This is a genomic window from Bradyrhizobium sp. S3.3.6, assembly GCF_040546905.1.
GTDB classification, from domain to species: domain Bacteria; phylum Pseudomonadota; class Alphaproteobacteria; order Rhizobiales; family Xanthobacteraceae; genus Bradyrhizobium; species Bradyrhizobium cytisi.
In genome coordinates this window covers 626155-642527 of sequence record NZ_JBEPOT010000003.1, presented here as the reverse complement: position 1 = coordinate 642527, position 16373 = coordinate 626155, and the positions used below count along the sequence as shown (strand labels likewise).

The window sequence follows — 16373 nt, the reverse complement described above, 5'->3', positions numbered from 1 at the left end:
TCGATGTCCATCGGGATCGTCTAGCGCAGCCTCATCCCAAAGACGTCCTCGAACAGGCCGAGCATGGCAGCCCAGGAGCGCCGGTCGGCGGCCTCGTGATAGGCATGGTTCGGAAGCGCCATGTCTATGAGCTCGGGATTGGTGAAGCCGTGTGCGGCGCCGCCATGGACATGGACCTGCCAGTCCACGGATGTCCTGCTCATGATGTCTTCGAAGCTCGCGAGCTGCGTCGGCGACACCAGTGCGTCGGCCGCGCCGTGACAGACCAGCACCGAGCCCCTGATGTTGGCCGCGTCTTCGGGCCGTTCGCTGGCGAGCCCGCCGTGAAAGCTCACGACGGCTGCAAGATCGGCGCCGGTCCGCGCCAGCTCGAGGGCCGTCGTGCCGCCGAAGCAATATCCGATGGCTGCGAGCTTTCCTGCATCGACCGTCGTCTGCTGCATCAGCGCCAGACGCGCGGCGTCTGCGCGTTCGCGCCAGCGCGTGGTGTCGGCACGCAACGCATTCATGAGTACGATCGCCTGCGGCACGTCGGGCGCCGTTTTGCCGCCGCCATAGAGATCGGCCACGAGCACGACGAAGCCGAGCCTCGCCAATTGTTCCGCCTGCGCAGTCGCATGCGTGCCGATGCCGCGCGCGTCGGGGAACAGGATTATGCCGGGGCGCTTCGCGGCAGGTGAACCATCAGCGACCAAGACGCCGCGAAGCTCGGCAACACTGTCACGGTATTCGAGAGTGCTCTTGTTCATCCCATTATTCCTCGTCGACCCAACAAATCACGCTGACCGTGGCGAGGCAATTGTCGGTTGCGGCCGCGGCGGACCCGCCGATCGGATCTTTAGCGTGAGTCCGACGCCGACTGCAGATAGGAAACCACCTTGGCCGCTTCGTCAGGCGAGACGCCGCCATAGGGCTGCATCTTGTTGCCCGGGACGACCTCGTCCGGCTTGACCATGAAACGGACGAGTTTGTCCTGGTCCCAGACGAAGCCGGCTTCCTTCATCGACGGAGAGTAGTTGTAGTTCGGCAGCGAACCGGCCTTGCGTCCGATGATCTTGTTGAGGTTGGGACCGAGGCGATTGTCGCCTTCCTTCACCGAATGGCAGGTGCGGCAGGAATTGTTGAAAGCCTGTTGGGCTGCATCATCGCTCGCCGGCTGTTGCGCGAGCGAGGAGGACGCGGAGAGGAGCAGCGTCAATGCTCCCACGGCGGCGATCGGGGGCAGCCATGTGTCGCGCGATGTCTGCAGGCGTGATTGCATCTGCGCCTCCACTTGGGGTGACCAGGCGTGCTCGTTGCAAACGAAAACGGCCCCGGTCAGTTCCGGGGCCGTTTGCGTCACAATGTCCTGTCGCTTACCGCGTGGCGCTACCGAAGCTCCGCTCTCCGCTCGGTCATCGGCAGCACGATCACCTTGGTGCCGACGTTGACGCGGGCGTAGAGGTCGGAGACGTCGTCGTTGGTCAGGCGGATGCAGCCGGAGGAGACGTGCTTGCCGATCGTGTCGGGGGCGTTGGTGCCGTGGATGCGGTAGACGGTGCCGCCGAGATACATGGCGCGGGCGCCGAGCGGGTTGCCGGGGCCGCCGGCCATGTGGCGCGGCAGATAGGGCTGGCGCTGAATCATTTCCGGCGGCGGCGTCCAGTCCGGCCACTCGGCTTTCTTGGTCACCGACTGCGTGCCGGACCAGGTGAAACCATCGCGGCCCACGCCGATGCCGTAGCGGATCGCCTGGCCGTTGCCGAGCACGTAATAAAGATAGGTGTTGGGCGTATCGATGATGATGGTGCCCGGGGCTTCACGTGTTGCGTAGCTGACGGTCTGGCGGCGGAAGCGGGCCGGCGTCTCGACCGCGTCCTGATCCTCGGACGGTGCGGTCTGATAGGTCGGCGCCTGATAGGGCTGGTACGGCTGAAGCGGCTGCGGCGCAGTCATCGTCGGCAGCGGCTGGAAGAACGGGAAGAGCTGCACGGGCGCGGCTTTGGCGGGGCCGGCAAATGCGATTGCGGTCACAGCCACTGCACTGACGGCAACGGCGCGCGAAAACGTCTTGAACGTGTCCAGATTGAACATTGGTCGCCCCTGTCTGCGTGGTGTTTCTTGGTCACCCCGGCACCGTTTCGGTGCTCCGTTGCGTCAATCACTAACGACAAGAAGTTTCGGGACGTTTGCACGGAAAACCGAAAACGGTTTCGTCGCGGCAAGGATTGTTTCATGACAGTTTCGTGGCCCGGCCGGGCTGTTAACGAACAAAACAGCGCGCCGACACTTATGTGACGTCACACGCCTGAAATATCCGTGGTTGATGGTCCTAAGCCGAGAATCATCAAACTCTCGGGATTTCCCCATGCGGGTATTAATCGCGACTGACGCCTGGCATCCGCAGGTCAACGGTGTGGTCCGGACGCTGACCTCGCTGGCGGCCGCCGCCAAGGCCCTCGACGTCGAGATCGACTTCCTGACGCCGGACGGCTTCCGGTCGTGGCCGCTGCCGACCTATCCGGGCCTGCGCATCGCGCTACCGACGGGCAAGGAGATCGCGCGGCGAATCGAGAAGGCCGCGCCCGAAGCGCTGCATATCGCAACCGAAGGCCCGATCGGCTGGGCGGCGCGCGCCTATTGCCGCCGCAACGGTCTCGCCTTCACCACGTCCTACACGACGCGTTTTCCGGAATACGTCTCGGTGCGGACCGGCATCCCGGACGCCGTCGGCTATGCCGTGCTGCGCCACTTCCACGATGCCGCCGCCATGACCATGGTGGCGACGCCGTCGCTGCGGCAGGAGCTGTCGGGGCGCGGCTTCAAGCGGCTCGGCTTCTGGGGGCGCGGCGTCAACACCGAGCTGTTTCATCCGGACGCTCCGGCCAGGCTCGACCTGCCGGGCCGGATCTTCATGACCATGGGCCGCGTTGCGGTGGAGAAGAATCTCGAGGCGTTCCTCGCGCTCGATCTGCCCGGCACCAAGGTCGTCGTCGGCGACGGCCCGCAGAAGGCGGCGCTCGAGAAGAAATATCCTGATGTCGTCTTCCTCGGTGAGAAGAAGGGCGCGGATCTGACCGCGCATCTCGCCGCCGCCGACGTCTTCGTGTTCCCGAGTCTCACCGACACGTTCGGCGTGGTGCAGCTCGAAGCGCTCGCCTGCGGCACGCCGGTTGCGGCGTTTCCGGTGACGGGACCGAAGGACGTCATCGCCGATCATCCGATCGGCGCGATCGACAACGATCTGCGCGCCGCCTGCTTGCGCGCACTCACCATGTCGCGCGAGACCTGCCGCAACTTCGCGCTGGAGCGTTCCTGGGAGAACAGCGCGCGCCAGTTCGTCGGCAATCTCACCTCACTCCAGCCCAGCCGCATCCTGCGCGCCTCGCCTCGCATGGCGCGGCGGCCGGTGCGCGGCTGATCCATATTTTGACCCACAGCGAGAACCTCATCGATGGCTAAGATCATGAACCTTGACGGCACCCAGCAGCTCGACCTCACCCGCGGCACGGTCGAGCAGGCCTATGATCGCTGGGCGCCGGTCTACGATCTCGTGTTCGGCGGCGTGTTCGCCAAGGGCCGTCAGGCCGCGATCGCAGCCACCAACAAGATCGGCGGCCGCGTGCTCGAGGTCGGCGTCGGCACCGGCATTTCGCTGCCGCTTTATGCCCCGAACTTGCGCATCTTCGGCACCGACATTTCGGAAGCGATGCTCGACAAGGCACGCCAGCGCGTCACCGAGGGCAACCTGAAGAACGTCGAAGGCCTCGCGGTGATGGACGCCGAGAAGCTCGAATTCCCCGACAATTCCTTCGACGTCGTGATGGCGCAGTATGTCGTCACCGCAGTGCCGAATCCGGAAGTCGCGCTCGATGAATTCGCCCGCGTGCTGCGTCCGGGCGGCGAGCTGATCATCCTCACCCGCGTCAGCGCCGATACCGGCATGCGCCGATTCATCGAGCAGAAGCTCCAGCCGGTGGTGCGTCCGCTCGGCTTCCGCACCGCCGAGTTCGCCTGGTCGCGTTATGCCAAGTGGCTTGCCGGCGCCAAGGGCATCGAGCTTGCCGAGCGCCGCCTGATTCCGCCGCTCGGTCATTTCTCGCTGGTGCGCTTCCGCAAGGTCGACGTCGCCAAGGCAGCCTGAGCAAGGCTGCGTCAGGGCGGCGGCGCGATCCGCCGCTCACGCGTTCGCGTGCGTCATCGCGTCGCTGCATCGTCACATGACAAAATCATGATGTCACACGGCCTACATCGAATCCCTTTAAATCCTGAACCCGAAAGCATTTTGGGGGAGAGCATGATCAAGAATTATATCGAGCAGCTGCGGATCCAGCGCTGGGACGACCATCGCTACTATCACCACAGCCGCATCAATCAGAGCCTGCACTTCGTCAGCGCGCTGAGCTTTCTCTTTGCCTATCTCTGGCTGTTCGTCGATCCCATGATCTCGGCGCTGGTCGGCTGGCTGGTCTCGATGACCTCGCGCCAGGCCGGTCACTTCTTCTTCGAGCCGCATGATTACGACCACATCAACCAGGCGACGCATGAGTACAAGGAAGACATTAAGGTCGGCTACAACCTTCAGCGCAAGGTGGTGCTGATGGCGATCTGGGCGGCATCCCCGCTAGTGCTGTTCGTCGACCCCACGCTGTTCGGCCTGTTTACCCCCTGGGCGAGCGCGACCGATTTCATGCGGCAGGTCGCCAAGATCTGGCTCGTGATCGGCGGCGGCGGTCTCCTGTTCCGCACCGTGCACCTGTTCTTCATCCGCGACGTCGAGACCGGCCTGGTCTGGATGACCAAGATCCTGACCGACCCCTTCCACGATTTGATGCTCTATCGCAGCGCCCCGCTCGCCTTGATGCGCGGCGAACTGATGGACCCCGGCCTGCACCTCAACCCCGAGCACACGCTGGGCCTCATCTCCGAGCCCACGCTCGAAGAGCAGCACGCCTGAACGCGCTGCGCACACTGACCACCACTCCGATGTCTGATGGTTACGTCATGCCCGGGCTCGTCCCGGGCATCCACGTCTTGGAAGTTTCGTGCAGAAGGGCGTGGATGGCCGGGACAAGCCCGGCCATGACGGCGTTGGAGGAACTAGCCTCAGCGCCCGAAGCGCTTGGCCAGCATCTCTTTCAGGATCTGCCGCTTGATGTTCTTGTTGGTGAGCGCGCCATCGTGCCACCAGAAGCCGTCGGCCTTCATCTTCCCGGCGGCGCGGACGAAGCGGTCGGCGACCTCAGTGAAGTCGGCATCGGTGTAGTTCAGGCTGAAGATCAGCCGGCCGGTACCGACCCAGCTCAGCGACAGGCCTTCGGCGCGAAGGTAATATTGCAGCATCCAGTTGTAGCGGGACGGGGTGGTGTATTTCACCGTCCAGATCGACGAGAAGTTTGCGAACTGCACCGGCAGCTTGGCGTCGGTCATCATCTGGTTGAGTTTTTGCGCGCGGCCGTTCCAGGTCGCGTCCAGCCCGTCATAGATGGCGCGGAAGTTCGGGCTGGCGAGCCGGCTCAGAAACTCGTCCATCGCCGTCATGACATAGGGATGCGAGTTGAAGGTGCCGCGGGCGAAGCAGATGTCGGCGGGACGGTCGTCGCGGAAGCGGCGCATCAGCTCGCGTCTGCCGCAGACCACGCCGACCGGAAGGCCGCCGGCGAGGCTCTTGCCGTAGGTCACCATGTCGGCCTTGACGCCAAAATATTCCTGGGCGCCGCCGGCGGCAAGACGGAAGCCGACGAAGACCTCGTCGAAGATCAGCACGATGCCGCGCTCGGTGCAGACCTCGCGCAGCTGCTTCAGCCATTCGGTGTAGGCCGCGCGGTCGAAATTGCCGCCGCGGGAACTGTCGACCAGCGAGGAATCGCCGGGCGCGTTGCCGTTTGGATGCAGCCCCTGCAGCGGATTGACCAGCACGCAGGCGATGTCCTTGCGCGTGCGCAGCACATGCAGCGTCTTCTCCGACATTTCGGCGAGGGTGTAGGTCTCGTGCGCATTGATCGGATTGCCGACGCCGGGCTGCACGTCGCCCCACCAGCCGTGATAGGCGCCGGCGAAGCGAACCAGATGCGTGCGCCTGGTATGGTAGCGCGCGAGCCGCACCGCCTGCATCACCGCTTCGGTGCCGGACATGTGGAACGAGACTTCGTCGAGGCCCGAGATCCGGCAGAGCCGCTGCACGTTCTCGAGGATGACGGGATGATAGGGGCCGAGCACCGGGCCGAGCGCGTGCGCCCGCTTCTCGGAGCCCTCGATGCATTCCTTGTAGAAGTCGTTGCCGAAGATGTTGACGCCATAGGACCCGGTGAGGTCGTAGGAGGTGTTGCCGTCGACATCCGTGACGGTAACGCCGCTCGACGATTCCATGAAGGTCGAGGTGCCGAGATGCTCGCGGACGAGACGCGAGAACTGGAACGGCACGCGGTAGGTTTCAGTGAAATGCAGGTCGGAGATCGTCTCGGCCGCTTCCTTCGTCATCGCGCGGCCCTTGGGGTAGCGATCGGCGTAGAGAGCTGCGAGGCGGAAGAAGGCCTCCTTGCGCTGCATCACCACATTGTCAGGCGCGCCGTCGCAGCCGAAATACTTGTCACCCTCGAACTCGTAGAACGGCAGCAGCTTTGCCACCCGGCGCGACATCTTGGAGTGCCCGGCGAGCGAGCGGTGCTTGGCGCGGGACAGTTCGATCCGCGCCTTCAGCTTCGGGAAGGCGGCGGCAGCGGACGCTGCGGCGGCCACGGAAAATGAGAGAATCGGGAGTGTCGTTTCCATGACAACAAGCGCTAATACTGCGAGCTGACAGATTCATGACAGTCAAAGCCCTCATCGCCTCTTTCACCCAGCAGGAAGACCTCAACTTCCTGTTGACCAACCGCATCCCCCGCGCAGGCTTGACCCGCTTCATGGGGTGGTTCTCCAAGATCGAGAACCCGCTGGTGCGGGACGGCTCCATCGCGCTGTGGAAGCTGTTCTCCGACCTCGATCTGTCGGAGGCGAAGAAAGACCGTTTCAGCAGTCTGCACGACTGCTTCACCCGTGAGCTCAAGCCGGGCCTACGGCCGTTTGATCCGGATCCGTCGGTGGTCGCCAGTCCCTCGGACGGCATTGTCGGCGCCCATGGCCGTATCGCCGACACCGAGCTGTTCCAGGTCAAGGGCGCGCCCTATTCGCTGCTCGACCTGCTTGGCGATCCCGCGCTGGTCGAGCAGCACCGCAACGGAAGCTTCGTGACGCTGCGGCTGACCTCGAGCATGTATCACCGCTTCCACGCACCGTTCGATGCGCATATCGAGCGCGTCACGCTGATCCATGGCGACGTCTGGAACGTCAACCCGATCGCGCTGAAGCGGGTCGAGCGGCTGTTTTGCAAGAACGAGCGCGCGGTGATCCGCACGCATTTGTCGACCGGCGAGGCCGTGACGCTGGTGCCGGTCGCCGCGATCCTGGTCGCCAGCATCCGCTTGCATTTCCTCGACATGGTGCTGAATGCGCAGACACGCGGTCCCGTCAACTTCCCCTGCGACGTCAGTGTGACCAAGGGCGAGGAGCTCGGCTGGTTCGAGCACGGGTCGACCATCATCATCCTGGCGCCCGGTGATTTTTCGTTCTGCGACGGTATCACTGAGGGGACGCGCATCCGCGCCGGTCAAGCGCTGCTAAGGAAAAACTAGCCTTCAATCCGCCGTCTCGGCCGCCTATATCGTCCGCTGGGACAATTCGATCGACACGGATCTTGTGATGGCGCGGGCGCCGGTGATGGCGGCGGGTGGTATTGTGCTGCGGCGTGGCGACACGCCGCTGATTGCGGTTGTGCGCCAACGCAAGCGCAATGAATGGGTTTTGCCCAAGGGCAAGCTCGACGATGGCGAGACGCCGAAGCAAGCCGCGCATCGCGAGGTGTTGGAGGAGACCGGCCACGACGTGGTCGTGCAAGAGTTTCTGGGCACGATCGCCTACCAGTCCGGCGGCCCCATCAAGATCGTGCATTTCTGGCGGATGGAGGCCGGGGCCGGTCCCGTCCGCAAGCTCATGAACGACATCAAGGCCGTCGACTGGCTGACGCTGGACGACGCGCTCGCGCGCCTGTCGCGCGAATACGAGCGCGCCTTCCTCACCCAGGTTGGCCCGATCGCGATCGCCGCGGCCGGCCTCGCATCGTCACCCGCGCCGGAGCCGACGCTCGCGGCCGACGATATCGACGGGGCCTTGCAGACCCTGACGCCCGCCGAGGCTGCCTCCGTCGATGAGCTGCGTCAGGGCCTGCTGCAAAAGGTGCGGGCCTGGCTGCGCGGCGAGGCGTGAGCGCTTCTCTTCAGCTCGCCCGGCGTTGACGGTGCACCCTCGCCCCTTGTGGGAGAGGGTGGCTTTGCGAAGCAAAGCCGGGTGAGGGGTCTCTCTCCGCGTGCGTCTCTGCCAGTCGTGTGCGCGGATAGAACCCCTCATCCGGCGCTGCGCGCCACCTTCTCCCACAAGGGGAGAAGGAAGAAAGGTCACCGCTTCCTCTTTTCCTTCGGTGCCTGCGCAGGCTTGCGCGGCGCTGCGGGGCGTTGCGCGGCGGGCAGGTGCTGCTGCAGGCCGGGCTGGCGCGGTGCCGCGCCTTGTTGCGGCTGCATGCCGGGCTGCAATCCGGTGCGCGGCGTTTGCGGCTGTGGCGTCGTGCCCGGCCGGGGCGCGATCGCGCCGGGCGCTCGCGGAGATTGTCCGCTGCGCTGTGGCTGCGTCTGCGGCGCGCCGCCGGGCTGCGTGCCTTGTCCGGGACGCGGCTGGGTCGCGCCGCCTTGTCCCGGACGCTGCGGCTGTTGCGTGCCCGGACGGTTGTTCTGACCGGGCTGGCCGTTCGGCCGCTGCGGCTGCTGGTTCGGCGCCGTGTTCGGACGCAATTGCTGTTGCTGCGGCGGCTGCGCCGGTCGCGGAATGCGGCTGATCGCGGCCGGATTGGCGCGGCGGAAGTCGCGCTGCTCGGTGACGATCTGGCGGCCGGTGGTCTGCGCCGCGTGCACCTGGCTGACGAAGCCGCGGTCGCGCGCGATCTGCTGCGGTGGGATCGTGATCGGCACCGCGGCAAAGCGCATGCCGCCCCGGCCGGCCGCACCCGGCCGGATCGCAAAGCCGCTCGCGGCTTGCGTCAGCGCGCCGAGCCGCGTGCCGCTGGTGCGGTCGTTGACATCGATATGGCCGACCCGGCCGTCGGCGTCGGGATAGAGTTTGATGTTGACGTTATTCGCAGTGTTCGCGGTCGCGTTCTCAGGCACGTCGACCACGCCGGTGGTGCCGCGAATGCCGAGCGTTGCAGTCGGCGTTGCGATCTTCATGTCGCCGGTCTTCGCCACCGCCGCCGCGACGAAGGCGACCGTGCCCTTGCCGATGTCGTAGATCGCCGAGTTCTGCTTGCCGCCGTCCTCATAGACGTAATTGTCGATGGTGATCTTTGAGCCGGCGGAGAGATTGAACGTGGTTGCGTCGTTGAAGGTGATGCCGAGCGAGGAGTTCGAGGACGTCTGCACGACGTCGTTGAGATAAATGTCGTCGCGCACCTTCAGCGGATAGGAGTTCTTGTCGCGGATCACGGTCGCGATCCCCGTCACCGTCGCGACGTTGCCGATCGGCTCCACAGTGGCGGGCTGCGCATCGCCGGCCGGCGCAGGCGAGGCCGATGGCGTGGGGGAGGGGGCAGGCGCCGGTTGTGCCTGCGGCTGCGCTTGTGCCTGGGCTTGCGCGAGCTCGATTGCGTCGGATGCGCACGCCCTGTCGGCGCCGGCCAGCGGCAGCGCCAGCAGCGGCAAAGCAAGCACGACGCGGCGCCAAGCCACCATCAAAGTCACGAATGAGGTCCCGGTGAGAACAAGAGGCGAGATCGGCCGATATCAGCCGGAACTGGCTGAATGGCGGATGAACGTCTGTTGCACGGGACGGGCGAACGTTCAAACGCCACGTCCCGGTGTCAGGGACGTGGCGCCATCTTGGGAACAAGAACGTTTGCCGGCGGCGAGGCCGTCGGCGTCAGCCCACCCGCTTCCAGGTCTGGCCGCCGCAGAACATGCCGCCGAAGGCGCAGCCCTGCACACGCATCGCGTTGGGACCCTTCATCGCGATCGTCGAGTCGTAGTTGCGGCCGGAGTCGGGATCGTGGATGCGGCCGCTCCACTTGGCGCCGTCGGGCTTCATGTTGATCAGGATCCGCTCATTGCTCTTCTCGGCATAGCCGCAGAGGTTGGTGCCGCACTGCTCGACGCGGACGTTGCCCTTGTTCTCTTCGGTCGCCCACACGCCGAGCGGCGTGTTCGCGGCCTGCACGGGCGCGACGGGAGCCGGAGCAGGTGCCGGAGCCGGCGCATAAGCGGGAGCAGCGGCGACCGGAGCAGGAGCGGCACCCGGCGCAGGCTGCGTGGTCGTGTCGACAGATGGCGCGGTGGCAACGGTCGTGGCGGGGGCAGCGGCAGCGGGTGCGACTGGCGCGGTGGCCTGCATCGGCGCGGGCGCCACGGGCTGCTGCTGCACCGGAGCCGGCGCGGGCTGCGCGGTCGTCGTCGACGGCGTGGTGTCGTCATCGTCCTTGGAGCCGCCAAAGCCGTTGAGGTTGATGTCATTCAGCTTGATCGGCTTGTTCGACAGGCCCGGCGCCACGATGGTGACGCAATCGAGCGAGGCGCAGTTGCGCGGCGTCTCGATGCGGATGCGCTGGCCTTCGATCTGGAACGAGAGCGAATTGCCGGCATGTGCGACGGCAGTTGATGCGAGGAAGACGGCGGTGGCGGCGATGGTGAGCTTGTTCATGACAACCTCCGAAATGGCGTGGTCCCGATATGGACTGAAGTCTGTCGTGGACCGGATGTGGTTCGACCCTATGCCCAATGCCTCCGCCCATCTGTGATGGACCTCACAACGGCTGCCTGGGTGAGACAGCGCAACGCTGCTGATCTGCAGCGCGATTTCAAGACTGGTGGCATCACCGGATCGAACCGTTCGAATTTCTGAGCAACGCAAAACGCCCGGCGGCCAGACAATCTGGCTTCAGCCGGGCAGGCCCGTGATGCGGTCGGTGGACGCTGCTAGATCATGCCGAGCACGATGGCGCCGACAAAGGCCATGGCAAGGTACGCGGTGACAACGCTCAGTCTCCCGACGAACGTCATGACGTTGCTCCTGAGATCCCGCTTGGGCTCGCTCCCTCTGCGCGCCGCCTCGCGCGCAATCATTATGGTTAACAAAAACTCACCGCCGAAAAAAGTCAGCCTCGTTGTCGTTCGCCTGCGGCCGCGGACGCGTCATGGTAAAGGAAAGCTGAAATCGACACGTTGAAGAGTCTTTAAGTAAATTCACCGAACGTGCGCGCATGACGCGCGGAGTTCGTTTGTATCTCGTCGGCTCCATCGTCCTTGTTTCGCTCGCGGGTTGCGGACGCGGCTTGTTCCAGGCCGAACGCGAACCGTGGCGGGCCGAGGCAGAAGCGGCGTGCCTGAAATCGGGCGCCGTGAAAGAGAGCGCCGACATCGTCCGGATCGAGCCGATCTCCGGCCCCGGCATGTGCGGCGCCGAGTTTCCGCTGAAGGTCGCCGCCATCGGCGAGGGGGCGAGCAGCTACGGTTTCGCCGATGAGGAGCTGCGCCCGCCCGGCAATGTCGGCAACCAGCCGCGCTGGCCGGTGACGCAGCCGCAATCGAATTATCCGGCGGCTGGCTATCCGCAGCGGTCGAACTATCCCGAGAACGCGGTGCGCCAGCCCTCCGGCTATGGCGCGTCCTCCGGCCCGGTGTCGCTCAGCGCGCCCGGCGTGGCGCCGCAGGAAGACGAGATCGACCTGCCGCCCGAGGGCACCGACGCCGCGGGTGCCGCGCGCTACATGAATGCGCCGAGCTATCCGGCGCGGCAGCCCGGTCCGGCGCCTTATTCGCAGGCCCCCGCACAGCAGCCGCTGCCGCGTCTCGGTCCGGCGCAGGGCAATCCCGTCACCGCGGTCGGTCCGGTCGCGGTGAAGCCGCCGGCGACGCTGGCCTGTCCGATCGTCTCCGAGCTCGACCGCTGGTTTGCCGACAGCGTGCAGCCTTCGGCGATGCGCTGGTTCGGCGCCCGCGTGGTCGAGATCAAGCAGATCTCCGCCTATTCCTGCCGCGGCATGAACGGTAACCCGAGCGCCCATATCTCCGAGCACGCCTTCGGCAATGCGCTCGACGTCGCCGCCTTCGTGCTCGCCGATGGCCGCCGCATCAGCGTGAAGGACGGCTGGCGCGGCATGCCGGAAGAGCAGGGATTCTTGCGCGACGTACAATCCGGCGCGTGCGCGCATTTCACCACCGTGCTCGCGCCGGGCTCGAACGTCTATCACTACGATCACATCCACGTCGACCTGATGCGCCGCGCCAGCCGCCGCCTGATCTGCCAGCCGGCCGCAGTCTCCGGCGAAGAGGTCGCCGCGCGGGCGCAGCGGCGCAATCCGTATGCGAGCAATCGCGATCCCTCCGTGACCGGCGCGCTCGGTGCGCGCAAGAGCAAGCACGAGAAGATCAACGAGGAAGACGAGTTCTCGGACGATTAGACGGACACATTCCAGAATGCCCGCCGACATCGTCGGCTATCTCACGCATCCGCAGGTGCAATCGATCCCGCCGGGGCGTAGCCCTGCACCGCGAGCGACCACACTTCGGGTCAGAACACGTCGACTGTCGGGAAGCGCGGCTCCGCGGTGATACAGTCCCAGAGGTAGATCGCCAGGCCGACGTCGCCGGTCCAAAGCGAATAGCGTCCGCGGTCAACGACGGTCTTGGCGCCGCGATATTGCACAATGGCCGTCATGGCGAATTGGCGTGCACGGTCGAGCCAGACCGGATCGTTCGTGCGGCGGTAAAGCTTGAGGAATGCGTAGCCGTTCCCGCCGGTGCCGTGGCACAGGTTCGAACCCTTGGTCAGCGGTCCGGCGGTCCAGGCCAACCGGCCGGCATCCAGCAGAAGTACGTCAAAGTCCGGCGTCGCGAACGGCGCGTCGGCAAATGTCGTCACCATGCCGGGGGCGCCGTGGCAGTGCTGACACAAAGTCGGTGGCGTCTCGCGCTTGCTTCTCGCGCCCCAATTGGTTCCGAGCTCGGACGACCAAGCATTCGCGGCCAAGGTCTGCGGCACAACATCGGCCAATTGCGCCTGCTGTGCCGGCGTCAACCAGTCCCATCCACGCAGCAACGGGATGATGTTGCCGGCGAAGCCATGCACAGGCCCGAGCCAGCGGTCCTTGGCGCCGTACAGATCCTGGGTCCAGAGCCGCCCTTGCGGCGTTTCCTCCAGATCATCCAACAGCCGGGCCGCTTGCGTTTCGAACAGGCCACGCCATCGCGGCTCCCGTGTCATCTCGGCCATGTGGATCGCAGCCAGCATGGATCCGGGCATGCCCCACATCAGTTCACGGATCGGGAGTTCGGTATTGGCTTCGGCGCGCGCATGGACGAGATCGGCCAAGCCTGGCGTGGGATCAAGGCGCATGGCGAGAAGTGCGGCTCCCATGTCGCCAAATAGCAGCGAGCCGTGCTTGGCATAGCCGGCCGGCGAAACCCTCTCAAACCCTGCGGTTGTCCGTTCGAGGAGTTTTGGCAGGACCGCACGAAAGTCCTTTGCGGCAGGGCTGGCGCCGACACGATGCAAATAATCGAGCGCCCAGATGACCCCGGCCGCGCCAAAGTAGAAGCTGGGGTTGCCGTCTCCCACCCCGTCGTCGCCGGGGTGACCGGGCCAAAACGTCTCGGGATCGAAATCAGCGATGGCATCGGCAACGATATCTGCAATCGCGGTGCGGACGGCCAGCTCGCTCCAGGCATCTTGCACAAGTGCGCGGTGGCGACCGGCGGTGATCATGACCTGCGTTTTCCGACATCCGTCGACGGCGCCAACCCCATGCATAGCTGCACCTCGGCCGGGACGTTGTAGGTCCGCATGATGTGGCGGCTGTCGCGCAGGCCGGTCGCTTCACGTTGCACCACGAACATCCAGAGCGCCTGGCCGGCGGCCATCACCAGCTTGCGCCGGGCCGGCTGCAGCGAGGCCGGTATCTCCGGGCGCGCGTGCGTGGCATCGAATGCGCGCAATTCCGCGAGGGCCTGTTCGAGCGTGCGGCCCATTCGTCCAAGCGCTGAGGCCTGTTCCTGGACGATCTCATAATGGAGGATATCGACCGGCGGGCGAAGATCACGGGACATGGCGTTCAATATAATGCAGCGCGAACCGCATGCGCAACGCGTGGCCTGCCGCCGCTACTTCGCCTTGTACGCGGCCAGGAACATCCGCGTCGCGCTGTCGATCACTTCCATCATGCGCTGTTCCGACGGCGGCGGCGCGGCCTGGAAGACGAAAGGCAGAAAGAGTGAGGCCTTGCACAGTTCCATGAACTGCGAGGCGGCAAGGTCGCAATCATCGATCGCGAGATCGCCGGGGGCGACATGGGCTTTGAGATATTCGGATAGCCGGCCGATGGTCTTGTCCAGCACCCGGAAATAATAGCGTCGGCCGACGTCGGGCATGCGTTCGGCAATCGCCATCACGGTGCGGATCGCCGATCCGCCGCCGGGCCGGCAGAGCAGATGAAGATAGGCCGCGCCGAAATCCCTCAGCGTGGTCTCGGCGTCGCGCGCGGGGTCGAAATTGAACACGACCTGGCCGTGCTGGAGCGCTTCCTCCTCGAGGATCGCTTCGAACAGCGCACTCTTGTCGGCGAAGTAGACGTAGAGCGTGCCCTTGGAGACCCCGGCCGCGCGCGCGATCTCGCCCATGCTGGCCCCGTCGAAGCCCAGATCCATGAACACCTTGCGGGCGCCGGCAAGGATCTGGCGCCGCTTGGAGCTGTCCTCGTCCGGGAGGGCGTGCAATTGTTCGCGGTTTGCTGCAACCATTGGTTTAGCGTCTCGAAAGGTTTTGGGTCGGTGCTCGGTCCATGAAATCCAAATAGAGGATTCGGCCAGTAGGGTCAGCTCGGGAACATTAAGTATATTGACCGAACCGTTCGGTCAATGATATTCGGGATGGGCGAGCGGGACAGCGGCCGTGCGACGGCTGCCCCGGGCCGCGTTTTTATTGGGGAGGCCTTTATGGCCACATCGAGAGACCAGGCTGCGCGCGTCCTTCGCCAGGAAGCGGTGGAGACGACGACAGCGGACGGTGAAGCTGCGACCGGGCCGTCCGCAGTGCTCGCCGAGCAGCTGCGCTCTCATGGGGCTGAAGAAACCAAGCGCCGCACCGGCGAGGCGCCGGAGAAGCCCGTGACCGACAAGCCGGCTCCGACCGCACCCGCCGCTGCCGCGCCGAAATCCGGCAAGCGCAAATTCGTCATGATGGGCATCGGCCTCGTGCTGGCGCTCGCGGCGGCAAGCTATGCCGGCTACTACACGCTGGTCGGCCGCTTCTTCGTTTCCACCGACGACGCTTATGTTCGCGCCAACAACACCATGCTGGGCGCGCGCGTGGCCGGCCATATCTCCTCGATCCTGGCCCGAGACAACACGCTGGTGCATGCCGGCGATACCGTGCTGCGCATCGACGACGGCGACTACAAGATCGCGGTCGACGCGGCTGCGACCCGGATCGCGACCCAGCAGGCCACCATCGACCGCATCGGCCGCCAGGTCGCGGCGCTCGACAGCCAGGTCGCGCAGGCCAAGGCGCAGCTCGTCTCTGCCGAGGCGGGCCTCAAGCGCGCCGATCTCGACTATGAGCGCCAGCAGGCGCTGAGCAACAAGGGCTTTGCCTCGCGCGCGACCTTCGAAACCTCGGAGGCCGGTCGCGACCAGGGCGCCGCCGCGGTCAAGGCCGCTCAGGCCGCCTACGACGTTGCGGTGAGCAATGTCGATGTCGCCAAGGCGCAGCAGGCCGAAGCCCAGGCGCAGCTCGCCGAGCTCAAGACCACGCTCGCCAAGGCCGAGCGCGATCTCGCCTTCACCGCGGTGCGCGCGCCGGTGGACGGCATCTTCTCCAACCGCCTCGTCAGCGCCGGCGACTTCGTTGCCGTCGGCCAGCGCCTCGGCAATGTCGTGCCGCTCGACGACGTCTATATCGACGCCAATTTCAAGGAAACCCAGCTCAAGCGCATCCGTCCCGGACAGCCGGTGACGATCAAGGTCGATGCCTACGGCATGCGCAAGTTCTCCGGCGTCGTCGACAGCATCGCGGCGGGCTCCGGCTCGGTGTTCACGCTGCTGCCGCCTGACAACGCCACAGGCAACTTCACCAAGATCGTGCAGCGCGTGCCGGTCCGCATCCGCGTGCCGAAGGCGGTTGCCAAGCAGAACCTGCTCCGCGCCGGCATGTCGGTCTACGCGACGGTCGACACCAACAAGGGTGCCGCCGACGCCGACAGCGAGATCGATCTCGACGATCCAACCATGGTCCATCCGCAGTAAGCGCGCGGCCCGGCGCTGCGAGGT

15 protein-coding genes and 1 pseudogene are annotated in these 16373 nt (G+C 65.4%); 7 read left to right on the top strand and 9 right to left on the bottom strand.

What is annotated here, in order from left to right; genetic code table 11:
* Positions 1-20: 20 nt before the first annotated feature.
* The 3 genes and pseudogenes from ABID59_RS11845 to ABID59_RS11835 all read right to left on the bottom strand — a co-directional run bounded on the left by ABID59_RS11845 (position 21) and on the right by ABID59_RS11835 (position 2073).
* Positions 21-749, bottom strand: a complete 729-nt coding sequence (locus ABID59_RS11845) for a dienelactone hydrolase family protein (RefSeq protein WP_354083497.1) — start codon at positions 747-749, stop codon at positions 21-23.
* Between the two features lie 89 nt (positions 750-838).
* The gene (locus ABID59_RS11840; RefSeq protein ID WP_354034305.1) at positions 839-1261 is read right to left on the bottom strand and encodes a c-type cytochrome; all 423 of its coding nucleotides are present in this window, start codon (positions 1259-1261) and stop codon (positions 839-841) included.
* A 94-nt stretch (positions 1262-1355) separates the two neighbouring features.
* Positions 1356-2073, bottom strand: a pseudogene (locus ABID59_RS11835) (L,D-transpeptidase).
* 274 nt (positions 2074-2347) lie between these two features.
* Here ABID59_RS11835 and ABID59_RS11830 point away from each other — a divergent pair.
* The 3 genes from ABID59_RS11830 to ABID59_RS11820 all read left to right on the top strand — a co-directional run bounded on the left by ABID59_RS11830 (position 2348) and on the right by ABID59_RS11820 (position 4936).
* A complete protein-coding gene (locus ABID59_RS11830; protein WP_354083496.1) occupies positions 2348-3400 on the top strand; it encodes a glycosyltransferase family 4 protein in 1053 nt (350 codons plus the stop codon).
* A 33-nt stretch (positions 3401-3433) separates the two neighbouring features.
* The gene (locus ABID59_RS11825; RefSeq protein WP_148750531.1) at positions 3434-4123 is read left to right on the top strand and encodes a class I SAM-dependent methyltransferase; all 690 of its coding nucleotides are present in this window, start codon (positions 3434-3436) and stop codon (positions 4121-4123) included.
* Positions 4124-4276: 153 nt separating this feature from the next.
* The gene (locus ABID59_RS11820; RefSeq protein WP_354083495.1) at positions 4277-4936 is read left to right on the top strand and encodes a hypothetical protein; all 660 of its coding nucleotides are present in this window, start codon (positions 4277-4279) and stop codon (positions 4934-4936) included.
* A gap of 149 nt (positions 4937-5085) precedes the next feature.
* On the opposite strand, the gene ABID59_RS11815 is transcribed toward ABID59_RS11820, so the two are convergent.
* Positions 5086-6750, bottom strand: coding sequence for an aminotransferase class III-fold pyridoxal phosphate-dependent enzyme (locus ABID59_RS11815; protein WP_354083493.1), 1665 nt, complete (start codon positions 6748-6750; stop codon positions 5086-5088).
* Positions 6751-6785: 35 nt separating this feature from the next.
* On the opposite strand from ABID59_RS11815, the gene asd reads away from it, so the two are divergent.
* Both asd and ABID59_RS11805 read left to right on the top strand, forming a co-directional pair.
* Positions 6786-7649 carry an archaetidylserine decarboxylase gene (gene asd, locus ABID59_RS11810; RefSeq protein ID WP_148750528.1) on the top strand — a complete coding sequence of 288 codons (864 nt, stop codon included), beginning with the start codon at positions 6786-6788 and terminating at the stop codon, positions 7647-7649.
* Positions 7650-7716: 67 nt separating this feature from the next.
* Positions 7717-8280 carry an NUDIX hydrolase gene (locus ABID59_RS11805; RefSeq protein ID WP_354083492.1) on the top strand — a complete coding sequence of 188 codons (564 nt, stop codon included), beginning with the start codon at positions 7717-7719 and terminating at the stop codon, positions 8278-8280.
* Positions 8281-8468: 188 nt separating this feature from the next.
* On the opposite strand, the gene ABID59_RS11800 is transcribed toward ABID59_RS11805, so the two are convergent.
* Both ABID59_RS11800 and ABID59_RS11795 read right to left on the bottom strand, forming a co-directional pair.
* Positions 8469-9791 (bottom strand): FecR domain-containing protein, encoded by a 1323-nt coding sequence (locus tag ABID59_RS11800; RefSeq protein WP_354083614.1) that lies wholly within the window; start codon positions 9789-9791, stop codon positions 8469-8471.
* Between the two features lie 187 nt (positions 9792-9978).
* Positions 9979-10752 carry a DUF2147 domain-containing protein gene (locus tag ABID59_RS11795; protein WP_354083490.1) on the bottom strand — a complete coding sequence of 258 codons (774 nt, stop codon included), beginning with the start codon at positions 10750-10752 and terminating at the stop codon, positions 9979-9981.
* A gap of 559 nt (positions 10753-11311) precedes the next feature.
* Here ABID59_RS11795 and ABID59_RS11790 point away from each other — a divergent pair.
* The gene (locus ABID59_RS11790; protein WP_354083489.1) at positions 11312-12511 is read left to right on the top strand and encodes an extensin-like domain-containing protein; all 1200 of its coding nucleotides are present in this window, start codon (positions 11312-11314) and stop codon (positions 12509-12511) included.
* Positions 12512-12621: 110 nt separating this feature from the next.
* Here ABID59_RS11790 and ABID59_RS11785 read toward each other — a convergent pair whose 3' ends face one another.
* The 3 genes from ABID59_RS11785 to ABID59_RS11775 are packed head-to-tail and all read right to left on the bottom strand — an operon-like array spanning position 12622 to position 14846.
* A complete protein-coding gene (locus ABID59_RS11785) occupies positions 12622-13815 on the bottom strand; it encodes a lanthionine synthetase C family protein (protein WP_354083488.1) in 1194 nt (397 codons plus the stop codon).
* Positions 13812-14156: a DUF6665 family protein gene (locus tag ABID59_RS11780; RefSeq protein ID WP_354083613.1), complete on the bottom strand. Its 345-nt coding sequence runs from the start codon at positions 14154-14156 to the stop codon at positions 13812-13814. The genes ABID59_RS11785 and ABID59_RS11780 overlap by 4 nt, the downstream gene beginning before the upstream one ends.
* Positions 14157-14210: 54 nt before the next feature.
* Complete coding sequence (locus ABID59_RS11775) at positions 14211-14846, bottom strand: TetR/AcrR family transcriptional regulator (RefSeq protein WP_354034297.1); 636 nt, start codon at positions 14844-14846, stop codon at positions 14211-14213.
* 195 nt (positions 14847-15041) lie between these two features.
* Here ABID59_RS11775 and ABID59_RS11770 point away from each other — a divergent pair, with 195 nt between their 5' ends.
* Positions 15042-16349, top strand: coding sequence for an HlyD family secretion protein (locus tag ABID59_RS11770; protein WP_148754071.1), 1308 nt, complete (start codon positions 15042-15044; stop codon positions 16347-16349).
* Positions 16350-16373 lie beyond the last annotated feature (24 nt).